This window comes from Mesorhizobium sp. GW821-FHT04C10 (genome assembly GCF_059420305.1).
Window position 1 is genome coordinate 82,648 of the sequence record NZ_JBWKTL010000002.1, and the last position, 16,672, is coordinate 99,319.

Genomic DNA, 16,672 nt, shown 5'->3' on the forward strand with positions numbered 1-16,672 from the left:
GGGAACTATTTCATGGTGGTAAGGGGTGCTGAACGCTCGATAAATCCAAATTGGATTTATCTGGATGTCCGACGAGCGGAACCGGCATGCAAGCTGGCAGGAGCAATGGGCTGGAGCAGAAGGGTGGTAGACCGATGACACGAGAAGAGCTTCTGCGCGTACTCGATTACCTCGACAAGATGACGAGGCTGAACAGCGGCAGGAAGGCGCTCGCCGACGTCGACGCGCGCTGGAATATCGTTGCCTATGCCATCCGGCGCCATCTGCAGGGAAAGCCCCTGACCATCACATCTCTCGCGGCGGCATCCGGCGTTCCCTATGGAACGGCGATGCGACGCATCGAAGGCATGGTGACCGAGGGGCTGCTCATGAAGAGGCCGCGTTCCAAGAGCGGAAAGTCCTTCTCCATTCATCCTACGCCGATGCTGATACGCGAGGTGGAAGGATACGCGGCCGAGCTGAAGGGCCTGATCGCAAGCACGTTCGGGTTCAATGCCGGCGATGGATCGGCCGACGGTTTCTTCTTTGGTGGATCCTACATGGCCGCGCGCATCCTGCCCTTTCCGAGCGCAATGGCGCGAGGACTAGGATACGACCGCGTCGTGCGGATCCTGTGCAATTCGGATCCCACGTTCAAGACGCTCAACGAGTTCACCAAGAACCTGCGCGAGTTCTGCGGTGGTGATCTCGAAATCGTCAATCTGCCGCTCGACGACCTGCGCGAGGAAATCCTTGCCAACGCGACGCGCAAGACCTCCGCCTACGATGCCATCGCGATCGACCTGCCATGGATCGGCGAATTCGCCAGCCAGCACGCAATTCGGCCCTTGGATGACATCATCGAACGCGAGGGCTTTTCCTATGCGGATTTCCATGGCGGCGCATGGAATGCAGCGCGCTACCGGGGCGTGCAGTTCGGCATTCCCATCCAGCCGACATACGAGCTTTTGTTCTATCGAAGCGATCTGTTCCAGATGGCCGGACTGGATGCTCCGCGCACGGCCAAGGATGTGATAACGGCCGCCAGGGCGTTGCACCGGCCGACCGGCGGACCCGCTGGCATCGTGATGAACTATGGGCGCGGCACGCCAGTCGCGCATACCTTCATGCAAACCAAGGCGGCCTTCGGTGAACCAATCGTCAACTTGCCGCGGATCGGGGGTGAGCTGGATTTCGATCTGTCGGACCTGAAGCCTGACCACTATCGGCCGCTCATCGATACGCTGATCGGCCGGGAAACCATCGAATTCCTGCTCGAGCTGCGCAGCTTTGCCCATCCCCAAAGTCTCCAGTGTAACTGGGACAAGCGCATCGGCATATTCGCGCGCGGGCAGGCGGCCATGTGCTACGAATGGTCGATTAGGGCGGAGGCCTTCGAACTGGACCGATCGTCGCCGAGCTTCGGCAAGGTGGACTTTGTCCTGCACCCGCGTGGACCCGGGGGGCGCAGCGTGTCACCTGTTGGCGGCTTTTGTCTGTCCATTCCGGCCAATCTGAGCGAAGAGCGGCAGATGAAGGCATGGCGCCTGATCGCCTATCTGACGCAGCCGGATTTGATGAAATGGTATGTGCAGAACGGCAGTCTGGTCAGTCCGCGATTTTCGACAAGCGCCGACCCGGAGGTGCGCGCGATGAGCCCGATCATCAGCGCGGTCGATGCCATGGAAAAGAGAGGCGAGCTGCGCATCTGGCCGCGCCCGCCGATCCCTGAGTTTCATGCCATCACCAAAGTCCTGGGCGAAGAGATATTCAACATCCTAAGCGGAAGAAGCTCGCCCGAGGTCTCGCTGCAACAGGCCCAGAACCGCGTTGATTCGATCTTTCGCAGCAATGGAAGATATTGAGACTATTTGGGGGCGCGACAAGAGCTGTTCAGAATCTTGCGTAAGGTCGAACGAAAAGTGAATCCCGACAGTTCGCTGTGGATACGCATTGTCCCTGCTATAGGCCACATGGGGAGAGGCTTGGCCGTTGCCGTTCTGGCGTGGAGTGGAAAAGTGGCCCGACGAGCGCTTCTCAAGAAACACGAGCGAATGACATTGCTCGACATTCCGGTCGACGAAGACAGTCTGGTTCGCCACTATACTCTTGCTCCGCGACATTGCCCTGACGCAGGGCTTCAATGGCGATTTGCGCATGGGCATGTTGAACGCCGCCACGCCCGATACCTGGAAATGCGTGTTTCCGGACCTGACGGAAATCTTCGTCGATAACTGGTCCCTCGTGAAGGGTGCACCGAACCTCGATGCCGCCTACGCTTTCCTCAACTACACACTGCAGCCGGAAGTTGCCCTGAAGGAGATGGTCTATAGACCTGCTGTTCGAGGTAGCGAATTATCGATGCGACGCGTTGAAGTTATACTGAACTCGAATCCGGCGAGTGCGCGACAGTTTGTCGACCAGCGTCCCTGATTAGAGAACCATCGCGCGGAAGAGACCCACATGACCGACGACAAAAGCAAACAGGATCCACGTGACCGCTCGCGTGTCGCAACAGGTTAGAGACAACCTTGAGACGCTTTGGCTGCAGACAGGCTCTTCTGAGGAGCATCTCCGGCAGAGGAATTCGCCGGATTGCCATTCGCTTGCTTCTTCTGCGAGGCGACGCTTTTGTCAGCTGAAGCTGGCGACTGGATCGCCAATCATGCTCCGATCGACGGTGATGCCAAGACCGGGACCGGTAGGCGCCGCACCCCGACCGCTTCGGACGCGGGGTTGGTAACCAGCGACATGTTCGTCGGTCCAATCATTGAAGAACGAAGTCTGCAGGAGGTGTGACGGTCTCGAACTGGCCGCTACATGAGAGACGGCTGCAGCTGAGACATCGCCGCCCCAAATGTCCTCGATATTGAAATGCAGCCCGAGGTTCTGTGCCGTGTCCCGCATGTTGGCGGCACGCGTGATTCCTCCGACGCGACCGATCTTGATGTTGATGGCCGCCGCACCGACTTCGTATTTGGCCTGATGAAGGTCGCTGCAGTTCACGACGCTTTCATCCATTATCAGGGGCAGGGGGCTCATCTTGCGGAGCAGGGCGCAGTCGGCGAGTTCTCTGCATGGCTGCTCGAACCAGAGGTTCAGATCCTCCAGATCCCGCATGCCGACTGATGCTTCAAGCAGTGTCCAGCCTGCGTTGGCGTCGACATAGAGAAAGATATCATCATCCGCAACTTCAACTATCGCGCGGACACGCGCGGCATCGCGTTTCGGATCATCGCCGACCTTTAGCTGGAAACGCTTTATTCCGGCGTCGGTTCGCTTGCGGAGGAACTCGATGTTCGCCTCGGTGGAGGCGAGCGGTATGGCCTCGAAGATCGGCAGGTCGTCGCTAAGCACACCGCCGAGCAGGGCGGCAATGGGCAGATCGACAGATTTCCCGAAGATGTCCCAGCAGGCCACGTCGAAGGCGCTCTTCGCGTTCAGCTGGCCCATCAGGATTCCGTCCATGACCGCTTCGATCCGGCGTGTCGCCCGAGGGTCTTGGCCGATCAGGTTCGGGGCGAGTTCTCGGAGTGCCGCCCTGGTGCCCCCGGCGAACAGAGGTAGGTAGTTACCGGACAGGATGGCAGCTTCACCCCATCCTTCGATTCCATTGTCAGTGATCACCCGGACTAGATTGGACGGTTGCTGACTCGCCGCTCGCCCTTTGGACATCGCATATGTGCCATGGGTGTACGTGAGCTGATATTCGTAGAGTTCAACGGCGGCGATCTTCATGTCGAGTCAGTCCTTATGACGGCGAGTATGCTAGAGTTTCACGCGTTCGGCTTTTGGATCATACAGAGGCTTAAGGCTGGTCTCGGCTGCGAAGCGTTCACCCGCGATCTCGATTTCGTACTTCGACCCGAGGATATCGGCTTCGCTTTGACCGTCCGAGGGCACGTATCCCATACCGATCGCACCCCCGAGGTGATGCCCGTAATTGCCCGACGTGACGATGTTGACGATCTTGCCGTCGCGCACGATCGCCTCGTTGTGGAACAGAAGCGGCTGCGGATCGGTCAGCTTGAACTGGACCATGCGGCGCGACAGGCCCGCTTCCTTCTTCCTGAGCACCGCGTCGCGGCCGATGAAGTCAGGCTTCGAAGTCTTCACCGCAAAGCCGAGACCGGCTTCGAGCACATGGTCCTCATCGGTGATGTCGTGGCCGAAGTGGCGGAACGCCTTCTCGATGCGGCAGGAATCGAGCGTATGCATGCCGCAGAGCTTCAGACTGAGATCGGCACCGGCTTCCTCTATCATCTCGAAGACATGCGCGGTCTGGTCGGTCGAGACGTAAAGCTCCCAGCCGAGTTCGCCGACATAGGTGACGCGATGCGCACGCGCTAACCCCATGCCGATCTCGATCTCCTGCGCCGTGCCGAATGGGTTCGCCTCGTTGGAGAAATCATTAGGGCTGATCTTCCTGATCAGGTCGCGCGACTTCGGACCCATCAGGCAGAGCACGCTCTCGGACGCCGTGATGTCGGTGATGACGACGAACTCGTCACGGACATGCTTTCTGAGCCAGGCAAGATCGCGCTGCAGGGTGGCACCCGGCACGACGAGGAAGAACGCCGTTTCGGAAAGGCGAGTCACCGTCAGATCGCTCTCGATGCCGCCGCGCTCGTTCAGCATCTGCGTGTAGACGATCTTGTTGGCGGCCACGTCCATGTCGTTGGCGCAGAGGCGCTGCAGGAAGGCACAGGCGTCGCGGCCCTCGACGCGGATCTTACCGAACGAAGTCATATCGAAAAGGCCGACACCGTTGCGCACGGCAAGGTGCTCTTCCTTCTGGTTCTCGAACCAGTTCTGCCGCCACCAGGAATATTTGTATTCGCGCTCCTGACCGGGCTTCGCAAACCAGTTGGCGCGCTCCCAGCCGGCGACCTCGCCAAACACGGCGCCGCGCGCTTTCAGATGCTCATGCAAAGGCGAGCGCCTGACGTTGCGCGACGTCGCCATCTGCCGGTAGGGGAAATGGTCGGCATAGAGGAGGCCGAGCGTTTCTGAGACGCGCTCCTTGAGGTAGCGGCGGTTCTTCTGGAAGGGCTGGGCGCGGCGGATGTCGACTTCCCACAGGTCGAAGGGCGCTTCGCCATCGTTGATCCACTGCGCCAGCGCCATGCCGGCGCCGCCCGAAGAGACGATGCCGATCGAATTGTAGCCGGTCGCCATCCAGTAGCCCCGAAGTTCCGGCGCCTCGCCGAGATAATAACGGTCGTCCGGGGTAAAACTCTCGGGGCCGTTGAAGAAAGTGTGGATGCCGGCGGTCGCCAGCATCGGCATGCGGTTGACGCCCATTTCGAGGATCGGCTCGAAATGATCCATGTCCTCGGGCAACTGGTCGAAGCAGAAATCCTCGCGGATGCCGTCCATGCCCCAGGGCTTGGCTACCGGCTCGAAGGCGCCGAGCATCATCTTGCCGGCATCTTCCTTGTAGTAAGCGCACTCGTCGGGAACGCGCAGCACCGGCAGGCGGGAGAGGCCGGGGATCGGCTCGGTGACGAGATAGAAATGCTCGCAGGCATGCGAGGGGATGGTGACGCCGTTTTGCAGGCCGAACTCACGCGCCCACATGCCCCCACAGTTGACAACGATGTCGGTCTCGATCGAGCTCTGCGCGCCGTTCATCTCCCAGGTCATGCCGGAGACGCGGCCGTCTTTCGTCTGAACGGAAAGCGCCCTCGCGCCCTCGACGATCTTGGCGCCGCGCTGGCGCGCGCCCTTGGCCAAAGCCATCGCAATGTTGGCCGGGTCGCATTGTCCGTCGAGCGGAAGATAGACCGCGCCGACAACGTCGGAGACGTTGAGATGCGGGTACATGTGTTTCACTTCGGACGGCGAAATCTCGCGCACGTCGACGTTGAAAGCGCGTGCGACGGTAGCCTGACGATGAAGCTCGTGCTTGCGTTCTTCGGTCAGCGCAACCGAAATGGAGCCGACCTGCCGCATGCCGGTCGCGACGCCCGTCTCTTCCTCAAGCTTAACGTAGAGGTCGGCGGAGTATTTCGCCAGTCGCGTCATGTTTGCCGAGCCGCGCAGCTGCCCGATCAGACCGGCTGCGTGCCACGTCGTGCCAGAAGTCAGTTGTTTGCGCTCCAGCAGCACGATGTCGGTCCAGCCGAGCTTCGCCAGATGGTATGCGACCGAGCAGCCGGAAATACCTCCGCCGATGATCACAACACGCGCTTTGGAAGGAATATTCACAGGATGACCCTCACTTGATCAGGCAAACAGGACAATGGAAAGCGGGGCTACCGCTTGATGTACCAAGCCCATGGATCACTGGTGGCGTAACGCGTGATCTGCTTGGTCTCGAGATAGTTCTCGAGCCCCCAGCGACCTAGTTCGCGGCCGATGCCTGACTGCTTGTATCCACCCCAGGGAGCTTCGCTGAAGGTCGGCTGGGAGCAGTTGATCCAGATGATGCCCGCTCGCAGTGCCTCTGCGACGCGCTCGGCGCGATCGTCGTCCTTGGACATCACGGCGGCGGCCAGACCGTATCGGCTGTCGTTGGCGAGACTGATCGCCTCTTCCTCCGTTTCAAAGGATTTCAAGCAGACGACGGGCCCGAAGATTTCCTCGCGCCATGCATCGCTGTCGAGTTGGACATCCGTCAGGATCGTCGGCTCAATGAAGTAGCCACGATCGCTGCCCGCAGGTTTTGTTCCACCATAGGCCACGGTCGCTCCGGCGGCCCGGGCCGCATTGATAGCGGCGGTCACTTTGCGGTGCTGGCCTGCCGACACAAGAGGCCCGAGCAGGATACCCGGTTCCAGGCCGTCTCCGATGGTGATCCGGGACGTCTCCTCGATCAGCCGTGCGAGGAGACGCTCGTAGATGCCTTTCTGGACGATTACCCGCGAGGTCGCCGAGCAGACCTGACCTTGGTTCCAGAAGATTCCGAACATGATCCATTCGACGGCGTGTTCGACGTCGGCGTCGTCGAAAACGAGGAACGGCGACTTGCCGCCGAGTTCGAGGCTCACGCGCTTAATGTCGCGCGCGGCGGCCGACATCACCTTCGATCCTGTCGTAACCGATCCCGTGAACGCGAGCTTGTCGACGTCGGGATGGTCGATCAGGGCCTGTCCGGCCTCCGATCCCAATCCCGTGACGATGTTCAGCACTCCTGGCGGGAGACCTGCCTCTTCTGCGATCGCGCCGAGTTCAAGTGCGGTGAGAGGTGTGAGTTCGGACGGCTTCAGGACCATCGTGCACCCCGCAGCGAGTGCTGGCGCGACCTTCCAGGACGCCATCAGCAGGGGGTAGTTCCAAGGGATGATAGCCCCGGCCACGCCGACCGGCTCCTTGACCGCCTTCGACCGGAAGCGGTCGTCGGGGAGCGTGATCACTTCTTCTGTGTCCACGTCGAGCCACTCTGCGAGACCCGCGTAGTGCTCAAAGCAGCCTGCCGCATCGCCGATATCCCACTCGGCCTCGGGAAGCGGCTTGCCATTGTCCAGGACTTCCAGTCGGGCTAGTTCCGGCAGACGCGAGCGGATACCGTCGGCGATCGCCCTGAGATACTTCGCGCGCTCCTTCCCGGTGGTCTTGGCCCACCCATCGACATCGAACGCCCTGCGGGCCGCTTTGACGGCGAGGTTGATATCGGCAGATGTGCCTGCCGGGGCATCGTGGAGCCGCGCCTCGGTGGAAGGATTCAAGACCTCAAAGGTGCCTCCCTTCGCAGGTGAAAGCCAACGTCCGTCTATGAACAGATGGTCGCGCATACTTGTCCTCCTTGAGCGACGACGGAACTTCAAACGTCCTTGGACCAGCCCATCCTATAGACACGGCCGGTCTGCGATCCTTCGATACTTTTCAGATATCCGAGGATCACATCCCGCACCGGAGCGGGCTTAACTCCGGGGAAGAACTCCCCGTAGGCCTCCAGAGATTCCTTGACGAGGGTCGGACTGACCACGTTGATGCGGATGCCGCGTCGCGTCTCAATCGCTGCACCCTTCACGAAACCTTCCAGCCCACCGTTTACGAGCGACGATGCCGCACCCTGGACGATCGGGTCTTCGTTGGTCAGGCCCGAGGTCAGCGTGAACGATCCAGCGTCTCGAATCCTACGCAGACCCTGGAGGACCAGATTCACCTGGCCCATGAGCTTGCTCCGCAGGCCGATCTCGAACTGTTCAGGTGTGAAATCAGCGAGATGCGCGTAGTGCACGGCACCCGCCATACAGGCCAGCGCGTCGAACTCGCCGACTTCCTGGTAGAATCGAGTGATCGATCTGGGATCTGCGATATCCACATGGTGATCGCCGCCGGTCCGCGCGGCGGTGATCACTTCATGCCTGCGGCGAAGCTCCGCAGCGACTGCGGACCCTATCGTCCCCAAAGCCCCGACAAGAACGACCTTCATCGGATCAGGCGTTAAGCGGTTCTAGGGCGGCGCGGAGGGCCTTCTCCTGATCAGGGGAGAGAGCGCCCAGCGGCTTGCGGACGTTGCCCGTACCAAACCCACGCCACTGGGCGGCTTTCAGTACCGATGGAGTGTACGGCGAGCGCCAGATATGGAGGAGGGATGGCAACATCTTCGCCCAGAGTGCGAGAGCGTGGTCGAAGCGTTTCGCGGCGACGTGCTCGTACAGCTGGACGGCTTCCTTGGGCATGAAGTTTGCCGCACCCCAAATGACACCGGGCACACCAGCCATCAGGGCATAGACCGTAATCGGGTCGCAGCCGTTCAGGACACCGCCGTTGATCTGCAAGTATTCCTGATGAGACGTGAAGTCGCCGCCGCTGTCCTTGATGAAGTTGAAGTTGCTCAACTCGCTGAGGCGACGGAACAGCTCGGGGGAGACCGACAGACCGGTCGCCTGCGGGATGTTGTAGCCGACGATGTCGATGCCGACCCCGTCGTTCACCTCCGAGTAGAACCGGAGGATACCGTCATCGTCCGACGGCCCTTCGAAATAGGGCGGAAGGACCATGATCGCGTCAGCACCGATCGACTCAGCATGTTTCGAGCGGCGAATGACCTCGTCCATGTTCAGGGCCGACGACTGGCAGATAAGGCTGCAGCGACCGTCGATGCGCTTCGCTCCGAGTTCATAGAGGCGGTTGCACTCGGCTTCGGTCAGGTATGGATGCTGACCCGTTCCAGCACCCAGGACGAGGCCATGCACGCCCGCGTCGATATACTTGTCGATCAGTTCCTCGAGGACGCCGTATTCGATTTCCCCGTTCGCGTTGAACGGGGTTTGCATCGCCAGATTGATGCCCTTCAGATCAGCCATTTCTTCTCTCCCTTGAATCCTAAACCTCTGCACCTGCTTGCCGGAAGCGCAAAGAGGTCACAAAACTTACGCCCATCGAGGTTATGATCCGCGGATAGGGCCGACTTGGGCTCGCGCGACTCTTCAGGATGTCGATGACAGGCGACGACATTCCGCATGCCAACTCGGCGACTGCCTTTCCGAATGCGGCGCCGCGCGCAACGCCCGTGCCGTTACAGAATGCCGCCCCGTACACGCCTTGCGCCAGTTCGCCGAAGACCATCCCGCCATTCTGTGCCAGCGTCAGCAGTCCGCCCCAACTCGCCTCGAAACCCATCTTGGAAAGCTGCGGCCAACGGCGGTCGAAAGCGACCTGCTGCTGGATACGGGCCTTCATCACGTCGGCTTCGGTGGTCTTGAAATCGGTGGCATAGGAGTAGACATTCCGCAGGAACAGGCGGTTGTCGACTGTCCGGCGGACCGTCGTGCCGAAGCTGTCGGCCGGGATGAGGCCGTAGGCGGAACGATCCCCGACCTGCGCCAACTCGGACTGCGTCAGCTCCCTTGTCATGCTCGCGAAGGTGTAAAGCGGTATCGCGCGGTGCGGGAAGAATCCGAATTTCGTCAGATAGCCTGACGCACAGAGAATTATCTTCTTCGCACGGATAGTTCCCGTCGGCGTCTCGCAGATGTGCTTCAAACCGTCCAAAGTCATCCCGACGATCGGGGTGTCTTCGTGAACGGTTACGTTGGAAGGCAGGGCGCGCGCCCCGTTCTTCAGGTACTTCGCGGGCTGGACGAGGATGGTGCCGGGATGGTGAAGCGCCCTGATGTAGTGCCTGCTTCCGGTGATCTTCTGGATTTCTGGTTTCTCGACCCAGCTGTATTTCTGTCCGAGAACGTCCAGGGCTTCGGAAAAGCGCTTTAGATCTTCGACGCCATGATCGGTCGCCGCGCTGTGGTATTTTCCTTGAGGGTCCCAATCGCAGTCGACCCCGCGCTCTTCGACCGCGCTGCGGATGTACGATATGCCGTCCAGATTGACGAAAAGCTCTTCCTTATTGCCTTTGATGTCCTCGACGAAATCCTTCTTGCGGGGATTGTGGGCGAGATCAATGACGAAGCCCATGCACCGGCCCGAGGCGTTGTTGCCGATCCGGCCCGCATCGACCAGCAGGACGCGCGCATCGGGATTGAGCTCGGCGAATCTCCGGGCCGCATGAAGGCCCATCCATCCGGCACCGACAACGAGGCATTCGCACTCCACGTCGCCGCGCTGAGGTATCAGCGGCAGGTCCGCTCCAGAAGTCAGAAACCAGCCAGACGGCGTCGGCTCCGGATGGGGCGGGTCAATCGCAATACGCTTATCAGAACGTGCTAGGGATGCCACGGTCAGCTCGCTTAGAGGGCCAATCGGAAACACTGGAGAGCATCCGATAAGATGTGTTCGTCATGCCCTTCTAGCGCGGCAGGGTTTCTGCTCGTAGACGGGAAAGATCGAGGCTGATATAGAATGACTTAATGTCAAAGCTTCGCCGACTGGTTCCCTCTACCCAATCGCTGTTCGTATTCGAAGCGGCTGCACGACATCTCAGTTTCAAAGCCGCCGCATTTGAGCTCAATGTGACGCAGCCGAGCATTTCGTATGCTATCAAGCTGTTCGAGAAGCACTGCGGTACCGAGCTCTTCGAGCGGGACAATCGCGGCGTTCACCTGACTGAAGCCGGCATCCAGTTATACGAGGAAGTGCGCTCTGGTTTTCGCGGCATCGAGCAGAAGCTGGAAACCATCTCAGGCCACGGCGCCAAGTACATCACATTCGCCGCGTCGTCATCGATCGCCGCTCATTGGCTCGCACCCCAGCTATATCACTTCCAGGAGGAGCACCCGGATGTCCGGATCAAGGTGGTTTCGACAGATCGTGATATCGAACCGGACAAGGAAGTGGATATCACCTGCTGGGTCCGGCCTCGCAACTTCTCTCGGGACAACAGCTGGTTTATAGCAGACGAAGTGATATTCCCGGTTTGCTCGCCGGGTTATCTAAGGTCCCATGCGAGACCGGAGACGGTGAACGACCTCGTCAAACACAAGCTGCTTCATTCTTCCGATTTGTACCGCAAGCGAATGAGCTGGTCGGAGTGGGTGGAACTCGCAGGAGGTGACGCGACGGAGATTCAACCTGACATCGTATTCAATGACTATCAGCTCACGCTACAGGCGGCATTGGCCGGAGAAGGAATTTCGCTGGGCTGGGCGATGTCCGCGCAGCAGCTGCTGAACAACCGTTTGCTCGTGCGTCCGCTGGATATGCAAATCCGGACCGACCGCGCCCATTTCCTGCTTGCGAACGAAAGAGCGACTGCGAACAGTTCATGCAAGAAGATCGTTGATTGGTTTCTCAGCAGCACTTCGGAATTGCGGGAACCCAGCTTAAGCTCACAGTCGGAATAGACTGTTTCAAAGTCGGTAGCGACATCGGCTGCTGGAAGCCTTCCGTGGGATTGGCGCATTCAGGTTGCGGCATTTCCTCGGGGGACCCGAATGAACAGTTCCGTTCCCTGCAGTTCGACTGTGTAGCAGGCGAGATCTGCACATCCTGGCGGGGCGTTAAATGCTTCGCCGGTCTCCACGTCGAACTCGGCGAAATGCAGCGGGCATACGATCCGCCGTCCCTCTGTGAAACCTTCCGACAAAGAGGCATCGGCATGTGGACATCTGTCGTGGACGGCGAACGGCCTGCCGTCGAGCAGGCCGGCCGAAACAGGACCCGCGGACGTGTGCTCGAAGCGCGAAATCTGTCCTTCGCGGAGTTCATCTGCGTGGCACAGGTGTTCAAGCGTCGAGTTCGTGTCGTCGAGGGTCGGGCGCGACCTCGACAAGGATTCTGAAGAATGGTTCGGCCCTGATATTCTCGACGTGAACCGATGGACGTCGCCCGGTCGGTTGATGCCGACCGCGAAGCCATGGAATTCCCAGTATGGTGCAGGCCCGTATAAACTGGAGACAGGTTTCGCTGTAGGGTCAGGGAGTCCTGCGATCTGCAGGTTGAGGTCGTATTGCGTCGACCAGAACCGGGCAGGGGGGATGGCATCGGTCGGCTTTGAGAGGATTGCTCTCGCTGCCCGTACGGCCTGCTCATTGGCGTTGTGCCAGCTTTCGATACGTGATCCCTGCGCTGCATTGGGACCCCGCTGGCGCGCGACGTCGCCGACGGCGAAAATCCGCGGATCTTCCGTGGCACCATTTTGGTCCGTGTCCACCCCATCATGGGAGCTCAGCCCTGCGTGCCTCGCGAGGAGGTCGTTCGCCGTCATCCCGATAGCGACGACGAGAGTGTCGGCCCGTTCGACGGTTTCCCCAATCTCCGCCTCAATCCCCTCGGGTGTCTCCCTGAATGTCGGCTCAACGCCTAGACGAAGATGCACCCCTTCCGCGCGATGCCTTGCCTCCAGGAAGTCGCTGACGACCTTAGGAAGCGCTTTCGCACAGAGCCGCTTCTGCCTCGCGAACAGTGTCACCTCGCAACCAATAGTTCTCGCCGCTGCGGCGATTTCGAGGCCAAGCCATCCTCCTCCGAGGACAAAGAGTTTCGAACTGCGAGCCAGGCGCTGCCTGAAGTGCCACGCGTCTTCTGCTGTGCGGACCGAGTGAACGTGGCCGTACCCTCGATCGATTCCCGGGAGGCGCCGCGCGGATCCGCCAGTAGCGAGAACGAGGAATTCATAGGCATGTCGGCTACCGTCCGACGTTTCGACCGTCCGGTTTGTACGATCGATGCTTGTGATACGGTTGTTGAGATGCAATCTGATGTCCAGGCGCTCGATCTCGTCAGGTGGAAGCACGCTGGTTAGTTCCACCTTCCCGTCGTCCCGAGACCCGATGGATTTGGACAATGGAGGGCGCTCGTAGGGAGCGTGACGCTCGTCTCCGAAGATTTCTATAGGGGAATCTGAACCCAGGTCCCGAAGCGCCTTCGCCGTCATGGCTCCGGCTTGACCACCTCCCACGATTATGATCGGCGCAAGCTTGGGCACCGGCCAGGATACTTTCAGGCGGTCACCGACCTCTATCTCGCCGTCGGTTAGGACATCGCAATAAATGCCGAAGTTCTTCTCGAACTGCGCGATGAGGGTGCGAAGAACGCGTCGATCCTCCGGCACCCCCTGCTGCTCAAGTGATGTGAAACTGCATCGGCCACACGGCTTCGTACCGCGTAGCCGTACATTGCCGATCCGGAACTCCTTTCCTAGGAGGCTGTACTCGGGCATTTCAACCGAATCGGGAATGTCGACCAGAATATTGGGCCTGAAGCGGCGTTCGTCGATCTCGCTTTCTGGCAGAGATCGACGCAGCGCCTCGATCGACTGCCGACTCAAAAGATGGATCGGGCTCAGCTCGTATCGAGAAGCTGCTATCTTGTTTCCGAGGTGCTCTCCATATCGACAAGCCCGCACTCTCCGGCCGAAGCTCCTTGCCATTACCTCCGCGATTGCTGGATCGTCGGCGTCGTGCCAGCTTTCGGAGTCTCTCGAAATCTGGAGTGTGCCTGCGTCGACAATCCGAGCCGCGAACAGTGGCGCGACATTCCAATGCTTTTGAATGGAGGGGTAGACGATGTCGTTCGTGTCTTCGTCAAACAGACCGTAAGCGCGATCCAGATCAAGGCCGCGAGATGAAACGGGCGCTCGGTGCATGCGCTCGCCCGTCAGTGAGCTGACCGGATAACGCCAAAGCTCGAGTGTAGACCCGATATCTCGATCCAGAGGTTCATCGGCCAATGACATCGTTCCCTCCAGGGACTGCATCTTGGAGGCGCTTTAGCGGCCAACGCTCCCCGATAGCCACAATCTTCGGAGGTCAAGGTTGCCAAATGCCTCGCCGACCCATCGGCCGACGCTTGTTCGATACCGGAACGACGTTCAGCCTTATAGGCGGAAAAATTGAAGTCCTCGCATTGACTGGATTTATAGCTGGCCGATCAAGCCTCAACTTCAACGTTCGACAGCGGCCTGGAGCAGCAGGCAAGAATGAATCCCTCGGCGACCTCCTCGTCAAGGATTCCGCCGTTGTGGTTCATGTCGACCTTTCCGGAGACCTTCATGATCTTGCAGGTGCCGCAGAGGCCGAACTCGCACGCAGCCGGAATCCGGACACCGTACGCTCGCGCCGCCTGCAGCACGGTCTGGCCGGGCAGGCATTCGGCATCGACATCGGAACCCACGAAACGGATCGAAATCTTCGCTTCCAAGGGGGTCTCGTCGGCGATGTTCGGTGCACTCGGCAGTGCTTCTGGCGGCGGTGCGCCAAAGCTTTCCTGATGGTAGTGCTTCATGTCGAAGTCGGCTGCTTCCAGCATACTGCGGACGGCGCGCATGAAGGGATCGGGGCCGCAGCAGAAGACCTCGCGTTCGCGGAAGTCCGGTGCGAGCAGCGGCAGATGGACCGCATCGATGCGGCCCATATGCCCGAACCAGCTTTCGCGCGAGGCAGACCTTTTCTCGATCATGAAGCCGAGCGACAGGCCCGGCATGTTCGCGCCGAGCAGTTCGAGTTCCCTGCGGAAGATGATTTCTTCGGGTCGACGGGCGCAGTTCACGAAGGCTACGTCCGTCCGTGGTGCGCAGTCGTTCAGCCAGCGCAGCATCGACATCATCGGCGTTACGCCGGAACCGGCCGAAATGAACAGATATTTCGAGGCCGGATGGTTGTGGTGGGTGAAGTCTCCAAGCGGGCCAATCGCAGTGATCCGGCTGCCCGGCTTCAGATTGTCGAACATCCAGCGCGTGCCGATTGAGCCGGTCTGGGCCTTCACCGTCACGGCGATCGACAATGGCCGTGATGGACTGGAGGACAATGTGTAGGTCCGGTGCAATGGACCTTCGGTGGTGGGCAGTTCCAGCGTGATGAACTGGCCTGGTCGATATCGGAACCAGGTTTGCGCATCCGACCGGAAAGTGAAGGTCTTCACCTCCGGTGCTTCGTCGGTCACGCCGACCACCTCGAGAACCTGGAAGCGGTTGTTCCAAGGAGCCATCTCGTCGAGATAGCGATAGAGCGCGTGATCGGTCATAGCGTTCACGCGGACCTCACGCGACGCTGACGAGACGCGGCTTCGAGCCTGACAAAAGGCGCGGCGAGATGAAGTTCGAATACCAGTCGACGAACTGTGCAACACCGCCTTCATAGGCCTCTGAATATGGGCCCGGACGATATGCAGGAGAGAGCACTCCTGAAGTATTGTCCTCCACCACCCGACGATCCTGGTCATTCGTCATGATCCAAACGTGGGTCAGATGATCGAGGTCGTAGTCGACGCCTTCAACCGCGTCCTTGTGAACGAGCCATTTCGTCGTCACAGCCGTCTCGGTGGCACTGATCGGCACGACACGGAACGAAATCGAATGGTCGCTCAGGTAGTGATTCCAAGTGGATGGGTAGTGGTAGAAAAGCAGCGCACCTAGCGAACCGACATCATGGTTGCCCGACAGCTTCTTGGAAACCGCTATCTTTCCATCCATGGTGTAACTATCCGTGCCGTCGATGAGTGGCGTTCTCGTCGCGCGGAACTGGCCAGCCGGATCGATTGCGTATCGGCTTGGAAAACCCATTCTCTCACATCGTGACCAGAGATCGATGACCTCGGGATCCGTCGCGCCGCCGTCATTTCCAGTGGCTGTGGGCGACTCGGGGTAGGTCTTGCAGAGTTCAGGATGGTTCGCCGCGCAGTGATAGCACTCGCGGTTGTTTTCCCAGACTAGCTTCCAATTACCCTTCTCGATGATCGTCGTTTCGTGAGCGATCTTCGCATCCTTCATGCCGTGAGCCCGGACATACGGGCCGAGCATCTCACGCACTGGGGCGAAATCACGCGGCTGATCGGCTAGACAGATGTAGATGATGCCCTCGACTGTCTCACAGGCCACGCTTGCGAGGGAATATGCGGTCCTATCGAAGTCAGAACCCATCGTCTTCGCGAACAGGAGGCTGCCATCAAGGTCGTACGTCCATTGATGATAAGGGCAGACCAGCCGGGCTGTGGTTCCCTTGTGTTCTGTACAGACCTTGCTGCCGCGGTGTCTGCAAGTGTTGTGAAGCGCGCGTATCTGGCCGTCCCTGGCCCGGACAACGACTATGGAGTATTCCGCGACCTGGAGCGTGAAGTAGCTGCCTGCCTTTGGAAGTTCGCATTCATGTCCGGCGAACAGCCATTCCTTGTACCAAATCAACTCGATGTCGACCTTGAAGAAGTCGGGGTCCGTGTAGAACGGCCGCTCCAAGCTGAAGTTCTTCTGTCTGTTCTGCAGGAGGTTCAGCATCGTGCCGTGGATCGACATGGATTTCCTCGGAGTAAGTCTTGGGCCCCGCGCCGACCTTCAACGCGGGCGCATCAGCAACCGCTAGCATGCATCTGGTTCCGGCTGTATTCTCGAAAAGCTCACCGGGGTGTGAGACGA

The 16,672-nt window shown here is 59.7% G+C and carries 12 protein-coding genes; 3 read left to right on the forward strand and 9 right to left on the reverse strand.

What is annotated here, in order from left to right; all coding sequences use genetic code 11:
* Positions 1 to 86 precede the first annotated feature (86 nt).
* Positions 87 to 1,844, forward strand: a complete 1,758-nt coding sequence (locus AC07UC_RS33945; protein WP_494909113.1) for an extracellular solute-binding protein — start codon at positions 87 to 89, stop codon at positions 1,842 to 1,844.
* A gap of 292 nt (positions 1,845 to 2,136) precedes the next feature.
* The gene (locus AC07UC_RS33950) at positions 2,137 to 2,412 is read left to right on the forward strand and encodes a hypothetical protein (protein WP_494909491.1); all 276 of its coding nucleotides are present in this window, start codon (positions 2,137 to 2,139) and stop codon (positions 2,410 to 2,412) included.
* Between the two features lie 201 nt (positions 2,413 to 2,613).
* Here the strand turns inward: AC07UC_RS33950 and AC07UC_RS33955 are convergent, their stop codons facing one another.
* From AC07UC_RS33955 to AC07UC_RS33980, 6 genes are read right to left on the reverse strand one after another with little or no spacing between them, the layout of a single operon-like run.
* On the reverse strand, positions 2,614 to 3,717 hold the full coding sequence (locus AC07UC_RS33955) for a mandelate racemase/muconate lactonizing enzyme family protein (protein ID WP_494909114.1): 1,104 nt from the start codon (positions 3,715 to 3,717) through the stop codon (positions 2,614 to 2,616).
* 30 nt (positions 3,718 to 3,747) lie between these two features.
* Positions 3,748 to 6,189: a GcvT family protein gene (locus tag AC07UC_RS33960; RefSeq protein ID WP_494909115.1), complete on the reverse strand. Its 2,442-nt coding sequence runs from the start codon at positions 6,187 to 6,189 to the stop codon at positions 3,748 to 3,750.
* Positions 6,190 to 6,236: 47 nt separating this feature from the next.
* Positions 6,237 to 7,715 carry an aldehyde dehydrogenase family protein gene (locus AC07UC_RS33965; protein WP_494909116.1) on the reverse strand — a complete coding sequence of 493 codons (1,479 nt, stop codon included), beginning with the start codon at positions 7,713 to 7,715 and terminating at the stop codon, positions 6,237 to 6,239.
* A 29-nt stretch (positions 7,716 to 7,744) separates the two neighbouring features.
* Positions 7,745 to 8,359: a short chain dehydrogenase gene (locus AC07UC_RS33970; protein WP_494909117.1), complete on the reverse strand. Its 615-nt coding sequence runs from the start codon at positions 8,357 to 8,359 to the stop codon at positions 7,745 to 7,747.
* A gap of 4 nt (positions 8,360 to 8,363) precedes the next feature.
* A complete protein-coding gene (locus tag AC07UC_RS33975; protein ID WP_494909118.1) occupies positions 8,364 to 9,236 on the reverse strand; it encodes a dihydrodipicolinate synthase family protein in 873 nt (290 codons plus the stop codon).
* Positions 9,237 to 9,255: 19 nt separating this feature from the next.
* Entirely contained in the window at positions 9,256 to 10,605 is a 1,350-nt protein-coding gene (locus AC07UC_RS33980; protein WP_494909119.1) for an NAD(P)/FAD-dependent oxidoreductase, read from the reverse strand.
* Between the two features lie 131 nt (positions 10,606 to 10,736).
* Between AC07UC_RS33980 and AC07UC_RS33985 the strand changes: the two genes are divergently transcribed.
* Entirely contained in the window at positions 10,737 to 11,669 is a 933-nt protein-coding gene (locus AC07UC_RS33985) for a LysR substrate-binding domain-containing protein (RefSeq protein WP_494909120.1), read from the forward strand.
* Between the two features lie 59 nt (positions 11,670 to 11,728).
* Here the strand turns inward: AC07UC_RS33985 and AC07UC_RS33990 are convergent, their stop codons facing one another.
* The 3 genes from AC07UC_RS33990 to AC07UC_RS34000 all read right to left on the reverse strand — a co-directional run bounded on the left by AC07UC_RS33990 (position 11,729) and on the right by AC07UC_RS34000 (position 16,552).
* Positions 11,729 to 14,002: an FAD-dependent oxidoreductase gene (locus AC07UC_RS33990; RefSeq protein ID WP_494909121.1), complete on the reverse strand. Its 2,274-nt coding sequence runs from the start codon at positions 14,000 to 14,002 to the stop codon at positions 11,729 to 11,731.
* Between the two features lie 194 nt (positions 14,003 to 14,196).
* The gene (locus AC07UC_RS33995) at positions 14,197 to 15,288 is read right to left on the reverse strand and encodes an FAD-binding oxidoreductase (RefSeq protein WP_494909478.1); all 1,092 of its coding nucleotides are present in this window, start codon (positions 15,286 to 15,288) and stop codon (positions 14,197 to 14,199) included.
* A 16-nt stretch (positions 15,289 to 15,304) separates the two neighbouring features.
* Entirely contained in the window at positions 15,305 to 16,552 is a 1,248-nt protein-coding gene (locus AC07UC_RS34000) for an aromatic ring-hydroxylating oxygenase subunit alpha (protein WP_494909122.1), read from the reverse strand.
* Positions 16,553 to 16,672: the final 120 nt, after the last annotated feature.